General features: G+C 64.7%; 14 protein-coding genes. 12 read left to right on the forward strand and 2 right to left on the reverse strand.

Features of this window, described 5'->3' with window-relative positions:
• Window positions 1-50: 50 nt before the first annotated feature.
• Complete coding sequence (locus tag I6F28_RS14635) at window positions 51-1,880, reverse strand: IlvD/Edd family dehydratase (RefSeq protein WP_036001184.1); 1,830 nt, start codon at window positions 1,878-1,880, stop codon at window positions 51-53.
• A 122-nt stretch (window positions 1,881-2,002) separates the two neighbouring features.
• Complete coding sequence (gene gntR, locus I6F28_RS14640; protein ID WP_036022457.1) at window positions 2,003-3,103, reverse strand: HTH-type transcriptional regulator GntR; 1,101 nt, start codon at window positions 3,101-3,103, stop codon at window positions 2,003-2,005.
• A gap of 201 nt (window positions 3,104-3,304) precedes the next feature.
• On the opposite strand from gntR, the gene I6F28_RS14645 reads away from it, so the two are divergent.
• The 12 genes from I6F28_RS14645 to I6F28_RS14700 all read left to right on the forward strand — a co-directional run bounded on the left by I6F28_RS14645 (window position 3,305) and on the right by I6F28_RS14700 (window position 14,970).
• Complete coding sequence (locus tag I6F28_RS14645) at window positions 3,305-4,372, forward strand: ABC transporter ATP-binding protein (RefSeq protein ID WP_036001178.1); 1,068 nt, start codon at window positions 3,305-3,307, stop codon at window positions 4,370-4,372.
• A gap of 52 nt (window positions 4,373-4,424) precedes the next feature.
• On the forward strand, window positions 4,425-5,744 hold the full coding sequence (locus I6F28_RS14650; RefSeq protein WP_036022467.1) for an ABC transporter substrate-binding protein: 1,320 nt from the start codon (window positions 4,425-4,427) through the stop codon (window positions 5,742-5,744).
• Window positions 5,745-5,845: 101 nt separating this feature from the next.
• The gene (locus I6F28_RS14655; RefSeq protein ID WP_193375039.1) at window positions 5,846-6,763 is read left to right on the forward strand and encodes a carbohydrate ABC transporter permease; all 918 of its coding nucleotides are present in this window, start codon (window positions 5,846-5,848) and stop codon (window positions 6,761-6,763) included.
• Window positions 6,756-7,691, forward strand: a complete 936-nt coding sequence (locus tag I6F28_RS14660) for a carbohydrate ABC transporter permease (protein WP_036022472.1) — start codon at window positions 6,756-6,758, stop codon at window positions 7,689-7,691. Before I6F28_RS14655 ends, I6F28_RS14660 begins: the two co-directional genes overlap by 8 nt.
• 87 nt (window positions 7,692-7,778) lie before the next feature.
• On the forward strand, window positions 7,779-8,765 hold the full coding sequence (gene denD / locus I6F28_RS14665; RefSeq protein ID WP_036022474.1) for a D-erythronate dehydrogenase: 987 nt from the start codon (window positions 7,779-7,781) through the stop codon (window positions 8,763-8,765).
• Between the two features lie 24 nt (window positions 8,766-8,789).
• On the forward strand, window positions 8,790-9,764 hold the full coding sequence (locus I6F28_RS14670; RefSeq protein ID WP_225140357.1) for a sugar kinase: 975 nt from the start codon (window positions 8,790-8,792) through the stop codon (window positions 9,762-9,764).
• Between the two features lie 25 nt (window positions 9,765-9,789).
• Window positions 9,790-10,440, forward strand: a complete 651-nt coding sequence (locus I6F28_RS14675; RefSeq protein WP_192893238.1) for a bifunctional 4-hydroxy-2-oxoglutarate aldolase/2-dehydro-3-deoxy-phosphogluconate aldolase — start codon at window positions 9,790-9,792, stop codon at window positions 10,438-10,440.
• A 60-nt stretch (window positions 10,441-10,500) separates the two neighbouring features.
• Window positions 10,501-11,670: an acetyl-CoA acetyltransferase gene (locus I6F28_RS14680; RefSeq protein WP_027571779.1), complete on the forward strand. Its 1,170-nt coding sequence runs from the start codon at window positions 10,501-10,503 to the stop codon at window positions 11,668-11,670.
• Between the two features lie 121 nt (window positions 11,671-11,791).
• The gene (locus tag I6F28_RS14685; RefSeq protein ID WP_036001140.1) at window positions 11,792-11,998 is read left to right on the forward strand and encodes a hypothetical protein; all 207 of its coding nucleotides are present in this window, start codon (window positions 11,792-11,794) and stop codon (window positions 11,996-11,998) included.
• Between the two features lie 124 nt (window positions 11,999-12,122).
• A complete protein-coding gene (locus I6F28_RS14690; protein ID WP_225140185.1) occupies window positions 12,123-13,322 on the forward strand; it encodes a CaiB/BaiF CoA transferase family protein in 1,200 nt (399 codons plus the stop codon).
• A gap of 155 nt (window positions 13,323-13,477) precedes the next feature.
• Complete coding sequence (locus I6F28_RS14695) at window positions 13,478-14,614, forward strand: thiolase family protein (protein ID WP_225125787.1); 1,137 nt, start codon at window positions 13,478-13,480, stop codon at window positions 14,612-14,614.
• Complete coding sequence (locus tag I6F28_RS14700; protein WP_225125785.1) at window positions 14,611-14,970, forward strand: Zn-ribbon domain-containing OB-fold protein; 360 nt, start codon at window positions 14,611-14,613, stop codon at window positions 14,968-14,970. Before I6F28_RS14695 ends, I6F28_RS14700 begins: the two co-directional genes overlap by 4 nt.
• The last annotated feature ends 84 nt before the right edge of the window (window positions 14,971-15,054 follow it).

Consider the following 15,054-nt stretch of genomic DNA (forward strand, 5'->3'; position numbering starts at 1 on the left):
GATGAATGGATTCCGGGCTCGCGACTGCGTCGCGCCCCGGAATGACCGTGTCAGTGATTGTCCCGCGCCACACCGAACGTACCGGCGACGTTCTGGTAGCGCGTGGCGAGCTCCATGCAGGCGCCGGTCGATTGCTGGCCGACGGTGTTGCGATAGATCTCCTGCCACGGCGTCTGGTTCGGCGGATGCTTGAAGCCGCCGCTGGCCTTGAGCTCGGCATGGCGCTTCTTCAGCTCCTCGTCCGAGATCAGGATGTTGGCGCTGCCCTTGTTGAGGTCGATGCGCACCTTGTCGCCGGTCTTTAGGACGGCAAGACCGCCATTGGCGGCAGCTTCCGGCGAGGCGTTCAGGATCGAGGGCGAGCCCGAGGTGCCGGACTGGCGACCGTCGCCGATGCAGGGCAGGGACAGGATGCCGCGTTTGATCAGCGCCGCCGGCGGCTGCATGTTCACAACCTCGGCGCCACCGGGGTAGCCGATCGGGCCGGTGCCGCGGATGAACAGCACGCAGCGCTCGTCGATGTCGAGCGAGGGATCGTCGATCCGCTCGTGATAATCCTCCGGCCCCTCGAACACGATGGCGCGGCCCTCGAAGGCATTGAGGTCCTTCGGGTTGCTGAGGTAGCGGTCGCGGAATTCCTTGGAGATCACGCTTGTCTTCATGATCGCGGAATCGAACAGATTGCCCTTCAGCACCAGGAAGCCGGCGTCCTTCACCAGCGGCTTGTCGTAAGCCCAGATCACGTCGTTGTCGGGAGCGGGCGCGTTCTTGCAGTTCTCGCCGATGCCGCGGCCGTTGACCGTGACCGCGTCCTCATGGATGCGCTTGTGCTTCATCAACTCGCGCACCACGGCGGGCACGCCGCCGGCGCGGTGAAATTCCTCGCCGAGATAGAAGCCGGCCGGCTGCATGTTGACCAGGAGCGGCACGTCGTGGCCGAACTTCTGCCAGTCCTCGATCGACAGCTCGACGCCGATATGGCGGGCGAGGGCGTTGATGTGGATCGGCGCGTTGGTCGAGCCGCCGATCGCCGAATTGATCACGATGCAGTTCTCGAACGCCTTGCGGGTCAGGATGTCGGAAGGCTTCAAATCCTCCCAGACCATCTCGACGATGCGTTTTCCGGTCTCGTAAGCGATCTGGCCGCGCTCGCGATAGGGCGCCGGGATCGCCGCGCAGCCCGGCAGCGAGAAGCCGAGCGCTTCGGCAAGCCCGTTCATGGTCGAGGCCGTCCCCATGGTGTTGCAATGGCCGACCGAGGGCGCCGAGGAGGCCACGATCTCCATGAACTCTTCATAGTCGATCTCGCCGGCCGCGAGCCGCTCGCGCGATTTCCAGACGATGGTGCCGGAGCCGGTGCGCTCGCCATTGTGCCAGCCGTTCAGCATCGGGCCGCCCGACAGCACGATCGCGGGCAGGTTCACCGTCGCCGCCGCCATCATGCAGGCCGGCGTGGTCTTGTCGCAGCCGGTGGTCAGCACCACGCCGTCGAGCGGATAGCCGTAGAGAATTTCGACGAGGCCGAGATAAGCGAGGTTACGGTCGAGCGCCGCGGTCGGTCGCTTGCCGGTCTCCTGAATGGGATGGGTCGGGAATTCCATCGCGATGCCGCCGGCCTCGCGGATGCCTTCGCGGACGCGGTGCGCGAGCTCGAGATGATGGCGGTTGCAGGGGGACAGATCGTTGCCGGTCTGGGCGATGCCGATGATCGGCTTGCCGGATTGCAGCTCGGCGCGGGTGAGGCCGTAATTCAGGTAACGCTCCATGTAGAGCGCGGTCATGCCCGGGTTGTGCGGGTTGTTGAACCATTCCTGCGAGCGAAGATGGCGGCGGGTACCGTTGCTGCCGGCGGCATGCCCGTTGGTTGGTTTCTTTGTCATTGGTTTCTCCTGCAATGCAAACGCGACTACCGTCCGTCTCATGGTGCGGCATGTGCGGTGCCCAACGGCGCGCGCGATGATCTGCCTTCCCGCTGGCGGGTCGTTTCCTCACGATTCCGATACTAGTCGTGGCTGCTTGGTAACGCTATCATTTTGTTCGCCGCGCCCGCGGCTGATACGGCTGGCCTGCTGTCCGAACGTCGCGCCGACGAGCTTTGCCGCTCGATCACCTTGAAGCCGAGATCGAGCACCGGCTGCTCCGGGCGGCGGCCCTCGATCGCGTCGATCAGCATGGTGGCGGCCGTCTTGCCCATCTCATAGCGGTTGGTGCGGACGCTGGTGAGGGTGGGGACGGCGGCGGCCATGAATTCGAGATCGTTGAAGCCGACGATCGCGATCTGCCCGGGGACTGCGATCTCCCGGCGCCGGCATTCGAACAGCACGCCGAGCGCGAGGTCGTCGTTGGCGCAGAACACCGCATCGATGTCCGGCTCGCGCGCCAGCAGATCGGTGAACAGGGCGCCGCCGAGCGTCACCGAGGTCGGCGTCGCCGTCGTGACCACCAGGCGCTGGTCGAACGATCCGGCGTCCTTCATGGCCGAGACATATCCGTCCAGCCGCCGCTGCACCCTGGGATCCATCCTCGCGCCGACGAAGCCGACCTTGCGGTGACCTTGCTCGAACAGATGCGCGATCGCCGCGCGGGCCGCATCATAGTGCGAAAAGCCGATCATCATGTCGACCGGGTCCGGGCCGATCTCCATGATCTGCACGATCGGACAGTCCGCGGCCTGAAGCATCGCGCGGGACTCCGCGGTCTGGTCGATCCCGGTGACGATCAGCCCGGCCGGCTTCTGCGCCAGAAACAGACGCAGCAACTTCTCTTCCTGGAGAATGCTGTAGCGCGTGTTTGACAACTGGATCGAGTAGCGGCTGCCTTCGGAGGCGTCATAGATGCCGCGCAGCACGTCCGAGAACACGTTATTGGTGAGCGATGGGATCAGGACACCGATGACCTCGGTGCGTTGCGAGGCGAGGGCGCGCGCGGCAAGGTTGGGCACATAGCCGAGCTCCTTGGCGGCGCTCTCGACCCGCGTCCGCTTCGCGACCGACAGGGCCTCCGGATTGCGGAAAAAGCGCGACGCGGTAATCGGGCTGACGCCGGCGAGCTCGGCCACTTCGGCCAGCCGGATTTTGCCTGACTTGGTGCGTTTTCGACCCATTTGCTGCTCTTAACACAGTCAGTCCCGCAAACAAAGGAACGTTGACAGCGCTACCAGCAACGACTAACCAAAGACAAATTGCCAAAACCGCACAAACTACCGACAATGTTGCCCGCTAATATCGGGCCTGGTTCGGTAAAGTCCGAAAAACAAGACGGTCGCGGCGCGAGAGGCGCCGTGGACTTTCGAGGAGGGAGCTAGATGTCGTCTGTGCAAATCCGCGACGTGCGGAAATCGTTCGGCAATTTTGAAGTCCTGCACGGCGTGACGATTCCGATCGAGGACGGCCAGTTCGTCGTCCTGGTCGGCCCCTCCGGCTGCGGCAAGTCGACGCTTCTGCGCATGCTCGCCGGCCTCGAGAACATCACTTCCGGGACGATCTCGATCGGCGACCGCGTCGTCAACAATGTCCAGCCCAAGGAGCGGGACATTGCGATGGTCTTCCAGAACTACGCGCTCTATCCGCACATGACGGTCGCCGACAACATGGGCTTCTCGCTCAAGCTGCGGAATGCCAGCTCGGACGAGATCAACAAGCGCGTCAAGCGCGCCGCCGAGATCCTCGCGCTGTCGCCGCTGCTCGACCGCTATCCGCGACAGCTCTCCGGCGGTCAGCGCCAGCGCGTCGCCATGGGCCGCGCCATCGTGCGCGATCCGCAGGTGTTCCTGTTCGACGAGCCGTTGTCGAACCTGGACGCCAAGCTGCGCGTGGCCATGCGCACCGAGATCAAGGAGCTGCACCAGCGGCTGAAGACGACGACCGTCTACGTCACCCACGACCAGATCGAGGCCATGACCATGGCCGACAAGATCGTTGTCATGCATGACGGCATCGTCGAGCAGATGGGCACCCCGCTCGAGCTCTACGACAAGCCCGACAACCAGTTCGTCGCCGGCTTCATCGGCTCGCCTGCCATGAACTTCCTCAAAGGCCATGTGCGCGTCAACGGCGTTGCGAGCTTCGAAGGACCGAACGGCGTCAAGCTCCCGCTCAAGACCGCGCCCGCCAATTCCGACGGCCGTCCTGCGGTCTATGGCGTGCGGCCGGAGCACTTCACCATCGCCGATGACGGCGCCGAGGCCGAGATCATCGTCGTCGAGCCGACCGGCTCGGAGACGCAGGTGTTTGCCAAGCTCGGCGGCGAGCAGGTCGTCGCGGTCTTCCGCGAGCGTCACCAGTTCAATCCGGGCGACAAGGTGCGGCTGAAGCCCGAGCCATCGCTGGTCCATCTGTTCGACGATGCGACGGGCAAACGCATGAACGCCTAACGCATCAGACGACAAGGCATAAGACGACAAAAAGCATCACAGGGAGGACAACATGCAAGACTTTACCCGCCGGTCTCTGCTTCAAGGCGGCACCGCTTTGGCTGCGACCGGCATGCTGACGGGGCCGGCACTGTTCGACTTCGCCAAGGCCTGGGCGCAGAGCGCGCCCTGGAAGGCCGAGCCCGGCGCCAAGCTGACGGTGATGCGCTGGAAGCGCTTCGTGCCGGCGGAGGACGATGCGTTCAACGCGATGGTGGCGGCGTTCAAGGCCGCGACCGGCACCGAGATGAACACCTTCAGCGAGTCCTTCGAGGACGTGCAGCCGAAGGCCTCGGTTGCGGCCAACACCGGCTCCGGCCTCGATCTCGCCTGGGGTCTGCACACCCTGCCGCAGCTTTTCCCGACCAAAGTGCTGAAGATGAATGATGTCGCCGATTATCTCGGCAACAAATACGGCGGCTGGACCGATGCGGCGGCCAAGACCTGCAAGCTCGGCAACGACTGGCTCGGCATTCCCGTCGCGACCAACGGCGGTTACATGACCTACCGCAAGTCGGCGCTCGACAAGGCTGGCTTCAAGGAATTCCCGAAGGACTTCCCCGGCTTCCTCGAGATGTGCAAGGCGCTCAAGGCCAACAACACGCCGGCCGGCTTCGCGCTCGGTCACGCCTCGGGCGACGGCAATTCCTGGCTGCACTGGGTGCTGTGGGGCCACGGTGCCTACACGGTCGACCAGAACGACAAGATCGTCATCAATTCGCCGGAGACGGCGAAGGCGCTGGAATATTGCAAGGCGCTGTACGACAACTTCATTCCGGGCACGGCGTCCTGGAACGATTCCTCCAACAACAAGGCGTATCTCGCCGGCGAGCTCTATTGCACGGCGAACGGCATCTCGATCTACGTCGCCGCCAAGACCGATCCCAGCAAGAAGGAGCTCACCGAGGACACCTATCACGCGCTCTGGCCGGTCGGTCCGGTCGGCAAGCCGACCGAGCTGCAGCTGGCGCTGCCGATCCTCGCCTTCAACTTCACCAAATATCCGAATGCGGCAAAGGCCTTCGTCGCCTTCATGCTGGAGAAGGAGAACTACGAGAAGTGGCTGGCCGGCGCGCAGGGCTATCTGACGCAGACCCTGAACGCCTATGAATCGGCGCCGATCTGGACGGCCGATCCCAAGAACGCCGTGTTCTCGCAGGCCTCCAAGCGCACGCTGCCGGCGTCGGGCATCGGCACCGTCGGCGAGAAGGCGGCAACCGCGATCGCCGACTTCATCGTCGTCGACATGTTCGCCAATTACTGCACCGGCGCCAAGGATGCGAAGGGCGCGATGGCGGAAGCCGAGCGCCAGCTGAAGCGCATCTATCGCTGAACAGTCACGGGGCGGGCGCCTCTTGGGTCGCCCGCTCGTCAACATTTCGATCAGGGATATCGGGCATGGCTGATGTCGCAATTCCCCGGGCCAAGCCTCAGATGACCGAGGCTGGCGCCTGGGCCCAGCTTAAACACAATCGCAATTGGCTCGGCTTCTGGTTCATGGTGCCGGCCATGGTGTTCCTGATCTTCTTCCTGGCCTATCCGCTGGGGCTGGGCATCTGGCTGTCCTTCACGGACACGCGCATCGGCAGGGTCGGACAGTTCATCGCCTTCGAGAACTACGAATGGCTGTGGGACGATTCCATCTTCTGGCTGTCGGTGTTCAACACGCTGCTCTACACCTTCGTCGCCAGCGCCTTCAAATTCGGCATCGGCCTTTACCTCGCGCTGCTGCTCAACGAGCACATGCCGTTCAAGGCGATGCTGCGCGCGATGGTGCTCATCCCCTTCATCGTTCCGACGGTGCTCTCCGCGCTCGCCTTCTGGTGGATCTTCGACTCGCAATTCTCGATCATCTCCTGGTCGCTGAAGCAGCTCGGCCTGATCAACCAGAACATCAACTTCCTCGGCGACACGACCTGGGCACGCATTTGCGTGATCTTCGCCAATATCTGGCGCGGCGTGCCGTTCGTCGCGATCACGCTGCTCGCAGGCCTCCAGACCGTCTCGCCGTCGCTCTATGAAGCCGCGACGCTCGACGGCGCCACGCGCTGGCAGAATTTCCGCTACATCACCTATCCGCTCTTGACGCCGATCATCGCCGTCGTGATGACCTTCTCGGTCCTGTTCACCTTCACCGACTTCCAGCTGATCTGGGCGATGACGCGTGGCGGCCCGGTCAACGCCACTCATCTGATGGCGACCCTGTCCTATCAGCGTGCGATCATCGCCGGGCAGCTCGGCGAGGGCGCCGCGATCTCCAGTGCGATGATCCCGTTCCTGCTCGCCGCCATCATGGTGTCCTGGTTCGGCCTGCAGCGTCGCAAGTGGCAGCAGGGAGAAAACAATGACTGATCTCCCCACCTCGCGGATCGATCTCAAGGCCGTCCTGCATAGCTCGGCTCCGACAGTCGCGAAGGATGATCACAGCGAGGGCATGAGCTATCTGCAGTCGGTGCCGCGCAGGCTGGTGACGCTGTACCTGCCGCTCGCCATCATCGTCGTCGTCCTGCTGTTCCCGTTCTACTGGATGGCGCTGACCTCGGTGAAGCCCGACGAGCAGCTGCTCGACCTCGACAAGTACAATCCGTTCTGGACCTGGAATCCGACCTTCAAGCACTTCCACAAGCTGCTGTTCGAGAGCTACTATCCGTACTGGCTCTGGAACACGATGTACGTGGCGATCTGCGCGACGGTGCTCTCGATCATCGCCTCGGTGTTCGCCGCCTACGCCATCGTGCGCTTGCGTTACAAGGGCGCCAATCTCGTCGGCGGGCTGATCTTCCTCGCCTATCTGGTGCCGCCGTCGATCCTGTTCATTCCGCTCGCCACGGTCGTGTATCAGTACGGCCTGTTCGATTCGCCGCTGGCGCTGATCCTGACCTATCCGACCATCCTGATCCCGTTCTCGACCTGGCTGTTGATGGGCTATTTCAAGACCATCCCCTTCGAGCTCGAGGAATGCGCGCTGATCGACGGGGCGAGCCGCTGGCAGATCCTGATCAAGATCGTCGTGCCGCTGGCCATTCCCGGCCTGATCTCGGCCTTCATCTTCTGCTTCACGCTGTGCTGGAACGAGTTCATCTACGCCCTGACCTTCCTGCAATCGACCAGCAACAAGACGGTGCCGGTCGCGATCGTGAACGAGTTCGTGGACGGTGACATCTACCGCTGGGGCTCGCTGATGGCGGGCGCGCTGGCCGGCTCGCTGCCGCTCGTGATCCTTTACGCCTTCTTCGTGGAGCATTATGTGTCGGCGATGACCGGCGCCGTGAAGGAATGATCGCGGGGCTTGCCGAGGGCGCGCCAATGGTTTCAAGAGCGGCGCGCTCCGGCCAATAAGTCCGGCCAATAAGAAGGAGTTGAGCTCTTGCACATTCTGGTTCTCGGCGCCGCCGGCATGGTCGGCCGCAAGCTCTGTGAACGGCTGCTGCGCGACGGCCGGCTCGGCAAGAGCGATATCACCAAGCTGACCATGCATGACGTGGTCGAGCCGAAGAAGCCGGAGCAGGCCGGTTTTGCCGTCGAGACCGTCTCGGGCGATTTCGCCGTCCCGGGCGCGGCTGAGAAACTGATCGCAGGTCGCCCCGACGTGATCTTCCATCTCGCCGCGATCGTCTCCGGCGAGGCCGAGCTCGACTTCGACAAGGGCTATCGCATCAATCTCGACGGCACGCGGATGCTGCTCGATGCGATCCGCCTTGCGGGCGGCGGCTACAAGCCGCGCGTGGTGTTCACGTCCTCGATCGCAGTGTTCGGCGCGCCGTTTCCCGATGCGATCGGCGACGAGTTCTTCCATACCCCGCTGCTCAGCTACGGCACGCAGAAGGCGATCGGCGAACTTCTGCTCGCCGATTATTCCCGCCGCGGCTTCCTTGACGGCATCGGCATCCGCCTGCCGACCATCTGCATCCGGCCGGGCCTGCCCAACAAGGCGGCATCGGGCTTCTTCTCCAACATTCTGCGCGAACCGCTCGCCGGCAAGGAAGCGATCCTTCCGGTCTCCGAGGACGTCCGCCACTGGCACGCGACGCCTCGCTCGGCCGTCGGCTTCCTGCTTCACGCCGGCACCATGGATCTCGCCACTGTCGGCCCGCGCCGCAACCTGACCATGCCGGGCCTATCGGCCACGGTCGGCGAGCAGATCGCCGCCTTGAAGCGGGTTGCGGGCGAGAAGGTCGCCGCGCGCATCAAGCGCGAGCCCGATCCCTTCATCGTCGGCATCGTCGGCGGCTGGCCGCGCAATTTCGATGCCAGGCGGTCGCGCGAACTCGGCTTCACCACCGCCGAGAAGACGTTCGACGATATCATCCGCATTCACATCGAAGACGAGCTCGGCGGCAATTTCGTCGCCTGAGCTCGGACTGAGCGGGCCCTGATGATGGCGAGCGTTGCTTGCATCGGCGAATGCATGGTCGAGCTGCGGCAGGCCCAGGGCGGCGCGTCCGCCGGGCAGGGGCAGGGCGGTGGCCTGTACTCACGCGGCTTCGGCGGCGACACCCTCAACACGGCGGTGTATCTGGCGCGGCTGGACGTCAAGGTCGATTATCTCACCGCGCTCGGCGATGACGCCCTGAGCGACGAGATGGTCGCTGCCTGGAATGCGGAAGGCGTCGGCACGCGGCGTGTCGTGCGGCTCGCGGGCAAGCTGCCCGGCCTCTACATGATCCAGACGGATGCGGAGGGCGAGCGCCAGTTCTTCCATTGGCGCGACAGTGCGGCCGCGCGCCAGCTGATGGGCCTGCCGGAGACGGACGAGCTGCTCAACTCGCTGATGAGCTACGACGTCGTCTATCTCTCTGCGATCACGCTCTCGATCTACGACGCGGACGGGCGCGAGCGCCTGTTCGGCGCCATCAAGCGCGCGCGCCTGCTCGGCACTCGCTTCGTGTTCGACACCAATTTCCGCGCGCGCGGCTGGCCGGACCGCGATATCGCGCGGGAGGTGTTCGCGACCGCCTTCGCAGCCGCCGACATCGTGCTGACCTCGACCGAGGATCTGCTCGCCCTCCATCCCGGCGAAAGTCACGACCAGCTGATGGCGCGCATCCCAACCCCGGAACTGGTGTTCCGTCTGCCCGAGCCGGTGAGCCTGTTGCGCTACCCCGGCGGCGCCAGCGAGGTCCGCGCCGAGCCCATGACCAAGCCCGTCATCGATACCACCGCCGCCGGCGACAGCTTCGCCGCGGCCTATATCGCGGCCCGGCTCGCCGGCGCCGAGCCGGTGGAGGCGGCCCTATCAGGACATCGGCTCGCCAGCCTCGTGATCTGCTATCCCGGCGCCATCATTCCGGGCTATGCCATGCCGCCGAAGAAGCGGCACCGGCCGGCGGCGTCCCGCCAGGCCAACAATTAGACAGCGACCAAATGAATCGAGACCCATGACCACGGCTGCCCAACAGAACCACCTCGTCGCGCTGTTCAAGGCTGCGACCGTCATTCCCGTCCTCACCATCGAGCGCATCCAGGATGCGGTGCCGCTGGCGCGCGCGCTGGTTGCCGGCGGTGTCCGCACGCTGGAGGTGACCTTGCGGACCCCCGTTGCGATCGAGGCGGCGCGCGCGGTGATGACCGAGGTCCCCGAGGCGGTCGTCGGCATCGGCACCATTCTCAATCCGGCCGACTTCAGCCGGGTCGAGAAGCTCGGCGTCGCGTTCGGCATCAGCCCGGGCCTGACCCCCGATCTGCTCAAGGCCGCGACCGACAGCTCATTGCCGTTCGCGCCGGGGATTGCCACGGCCTCGGAACTGATGATGGCGCTGTCCTACGGTTTCGACGTCGCAAAGTTCTTCCCGGCGGAGCAGGCCGGCGGCATCAAGGGCCTGCGCGCCCTCGGCGGGCCGTTCCCGAACGTGCGGTTCTGCCCGACCGGCGGGGTGGGCGAGGCCAATGCCGCGACCTGGCTGGCTGAACCCAATGTCGTTGCGGTTGGCGGGTCCTGGCTGTGCCCGACGGCGGAAATCCGGGCCGGGAACTGGGCCGGCATAACTGCCATCTGCGAGCGGACCCTCAAGGCGCTGAAAGCCGCGTGAAGTCTTGCCATCCCTGGGCTAAGACTTAGCTCAGGAAGAGGCCTCCAGGGAGAAATGACCATGACCGCCAGCATCGTCGGATGGGCGCATACGCCGTTCGGCAAGTTCGACACCGAAACCGTCGAAAGCCTCGTCACCCGCGTCGCCAATGAGGCGCTGGCGGATGCCGGCATCTCGGCCGGTGATGTCGACGAGATCGTGCTCGGCCATTTCAACGCCGGCTTCTCGCCGCAGGATTTCACGGCGTCGCTGGTACTGCAGGCTGATCCCAAGCTGCGCTTCAAGCCGGCGACCCGTGTCGAGAACGCCTGCGCCACGGGATCTGCCGCCGTGCATCAGGGCCTGCGCGCGATTGCCGCAGGGGCGGCCAAGATTGTGCTGGTCGTCGGCGTCGAGCAGATGACGCGCACGCCGAGCGCCGAGATCGGCAAGAACCTGCTCAAGGCTTCCTACCTCCCTGAGGACGGCGACACGGTCGGCGGTTTCGCCGGCGTGTTCGGCAAGATCGCCAGCTCCTACTTCCAGAAATACGGCGACCAGTCCGATGCGCTGGCGCTGATCGCGGCCAAGAACCACAAGAACGGCGTCGCCAATCCCTTCGCCCAGATGCGCAAGGACTTCGGCTTCGACTTCTGCCGCGCCGAGAGCGAGAAGAACCCCTATGTCGCCGGCCCGCTGAAGCGGACGGACTGCTCGCTGGTCTCCGACGGCGCCGCTGCGCTGGTGCTGGCCGATGCCGAGACGGCCAAGGGCATGACCAAGTCGATCGGCTTCCGTGCCACTGCGCACGCCCAGGACTTCCTGCCGATGAGTAAGCGCGACATCCTGCAGTTCGAGGGCTGCACGGTCGCCTGGCAGCGGGCGCTGGAGAAGGCCGGTGTCACGCTGTCCGATCTCTCCTTCGTCGAGACCCATGACTGCTTCACCGTCGCCGAGCTGATCGAGTACGAAGCGATGGGTCTGACGCCGAAGGGGCAGGGCGCCCGCGCCATCAAAGAAGGCTGGACGCTCAAGGACGGCAAGCTGCCGGTCAATCCGTCCGGCGGCCTCAAGGCCAAGGGCCATCCGATCGGCGCCACCGGCGTCTCCATGCATGTGATGACCGCGATGCAGCTCGCGGGCCAGGCGCCCGAGGGCATGCAGCTCAAGAACGCCAAGCTCGGCGGCATCTTCAACATGGGTGGCGCGGCCGTCGCCAACTACGTCTCCGTCCTGGAGCCGCTGAAGTAGTTTGATCCTGTAGGGTGGGCAAAGGCGCCATACGCCATGCCCGCCTTATTTCTTTGCGTTAGATCATGGTGGGCTCGCGCGGCCCCCTTAATGCTCTGATTGATTTTGCGGGAAATGCATCATGAGCACTAACTACGAAGATTCACTGTCGATGGACGCACTCAACGATCGTATCGCGATCCTCGAAGACAATATCCGCCAGCTCATCGAGCAGGCCGCTGCCGCCTCCGGCGAGCAGAACGAGTCGCGCATCGCCGACCGGATCAATCAGCAGAATGACGAACTCGACCGGCTCCTGAAGATCCGGGAATCCCGTCAGAAGAAATAGCGGCCGACGTCGCCCCGCGGCGCATGCCGCCATACGCCGCCCGCCCTTGCGCGAGCGGCGGCACTGCCGTTAGCTGGACCGAAATCGCGTGGGCAGTTGGGCTCGGCGCAATCGGGAGCGAACGATGGGGCCGCTGAAAGGCATTAAGGTCGTCGACATGACCACCGTGCTGATGGGCCCTTATGCGACCCAAATGCTCGGCGATTACGGTGCCGACGTCGTCAAGGTGGAATCGCTGGACGGCGACGTCACCCGCCTGATCGGCCCGATGCGTCACGCCGGCATGGGGCCGGTGTTTCTCAACACCAACCGCAGCAAGCGCTCGATCTGTCTCGATCTGAAGAAGGCTGCGGGGCGCGAAGCCGTGCTGCGGCTTTTGAAGGACGCCGACGTCCTGGTCTACAACGTCCGCCCGCAGGCGATGGCGCGGCTTCAGCTCGGCTACGACGTCGTCTCCGCCATCAACCCGCGTCTGGTCTATGCCGGCGTGTTCGGCTTCGGTCAGGACGGGCCCTATGCCGCAAAACCCGCTTACGACGACCTGATCCAGGGCGCCACGGCCCTGCCGGCGTTGATGGCGCAGACCGGCGATGGCGTGCCGCGCTACGTGCCGAACGCGCTCGTCGACCGTATCGTCGGCCTCACCGCGGTCGGCGCGATCTGCGCCAGCCTGGTGCACCGCGACCGCACCGGCCGCGGCCAGCGTCTGGACATTCCGATGTTCGAGACCATGGCCGGCTTCGTCATGGGTGATCACATGGGCGGGCTCACCTATGAGCCGCCGCTCGACAAGGGCGGCTATGCCCGCCACCTCTCGCGCGACCGCAGGCCCTACAAGACCTCGGACGGCTACCTCAGCGTCATCGTCTACAACGACAAGCAGTGGGAGAACTTCTTCAAGGCCACGGGGCGCGACGACCTGCGCGCCGATCCCAAATTTGCAACCTTCGCCGGCCGGGCCGCCAATATCAATGTGGTGTATGCCGAGCTCGCCCGCATCTTCGAGACGCGGACCACGGCCGAATGGATCGACCTGCTGACGAAAGCCGACGTGCCTGTCATGCCGATGCACGATCTCGCCTCGATCCTGCACGATCCGCATCTGGAGGCGACCGGCTTTTTCCCGGTGGTGACGCATCCGACCGAAGGTCCGATCCGCAGCATGAAGGTGACGGCGACCTGGTCCGAGACCGAAGCCGAGCCGGTACGCCTGGCGCCGCGGCTCAACGAGCACGGCGCGGATATTCTGAGCGAGATCGGCTATTCCGCTGACGAGATCGCAGCCATGGTGCGCGACGGCGTCACGCGCGTGGCGCCGGAGTAGGGAGAGTGGAGATGACCACGCTTCTCTCATCCGTCATTCCGGGGCGCGCCTCTTGGCGCGAGCCCGGAATCCATTCATCCTCCGCACATGCCGTTCGATGGATTCTGGGCTCGCGACTTCGTCGCGCCCCGGAATGACGGTGGAGAAATGGCACCATGAGCTTCATCACCGGCGTCGGCCTCACGTCGTTCGGCAAGCACGAGGGCTCCTCCTCGCTCGACCTGATGAGCGAGGCCGCGCAAGCCGCGCTCGACGATGCCGGCCTCAAGCGCACCGACATCGACGGCATCCTCTGCGGCTATTCCACGGTCTCCCCGCACATCATGCTCGCCACCGTCTTCGCCGAGCATTTTGGTATCCGCCCGTCTTACGCCCATGCCGTCCAGGTCGGCGGCGCCACGGGTCTTGCGATGACGATGCTTGCACATCATCTCGTCGCGTCAGGTGTCTGCCGGAACGTTCTGGTGGTCGCTGGCGAGAACCGGCTCACCGGGCAGAGCCGCGATGCCTCGATCCAGGCGCTGGCGCAGGTCGGCCATCCCGACTACGAGGTGCCGTTAGGACCGACCATTCCCGCTTATTACGGCCTCGTTGCCAACCGATACATGCACGAATACGGCGTGACCGAAGAGGATCTCGCCGAATTCGCGGTGCTGATGCGTGCCCACGCCTGCACCCATCCCGGCGCGCAATTCCACGATCCCATCAATGTCGCCGACGTCATGGCCTCCAAGCCAGTGGCGCTGCCGCTCAAGCTGCTCGATTGCTGCCCGGTCTCCGACGGCGGCGCGGCGTTCGTTGTCAGCCGCGAGCGAACCGGGGAAGCGGGCGTGCGTATCCGCGGCTGCGCCCAGGCCCACACGCATCAGCATGTCACGGCAGCGCCCGCCCTCAGCGAGCTTGGCGCTGAGATCTCCATCGCGCGTGCAAAGGCGGCCACGGGTCTCGCGATCTCCGACGTGCGCTACGCCGCGATCTACGACAGCTTTACGATCACGCTCGCGATGCTGCTGGAAGACCTCGGTCTCGCCGGCCGCGGCGAGGCGGCCGCGCGCGTGCGCGCCGGCCATTTCAGCCGTGACGGCGCGATGCCGCTGAATACCCATGGCGGCCTGCTCAGTTACGGCCATTGCGGCGTCGGCGGCGCCATGGCGCATCTTGTCGAGGCGCATTTGCAGATGACGGGGCGGGCGGCTAGCCGCCAGGTCCGCGACGCCTCGATTGTACTGCTGCACGGCGATGGCGGCGTGCTGTCGTCTCACGTCAGCATGTTCCTGGAGCGGGTGCGATGAGTGAGCGTCTGGCGGACTGGACCAAGGGTGAAGAGGCCATCACCTACCAGGCCTGCACCGCATGCGGGCATGTACAGTATTTTCATCGGGCCTTCTGCGCAGCTTGTGGCGAATCGGACCCGCGCGAGCAGCGCGCCAGCGGCAAGGGCAGGGTGTATGCGACCTCGTTGGTCTGCCGCGCGGCAACGCCCGAGACGCGCGCGCACGTGCCCTACAACATCCTGCTGGTCGATTGCGCCGAGGGTTTTCGCATGATGGCCCACGGCGAGAATGACCTCGCCATCGGCGATTCGGTCATTGCGAGCTTCAAGCCCTTTGCCGGCAAGCTGGTGCCGTTCTTTGCCAAAACCAAATAGGGAAACGCGAATGTAGCCCGGATGGAGCGCAGCGAAATCCGGGATTCGCACCTCGCGGACAGACTTCCCGGATTGCGCTGCGCT

This window comes from Bradyrhizobium sp. NBAIM14, from assembly GCF_020193895.1.
In the GTDB taxonomy this organism is placed as follows: Bacteria; Pseudomonadota; Alphaproteobacteria; order Rhizobiales; family Xanthobacteraceae; genus Bradyrhizobium; species Bradyrhizobium yuanmingense.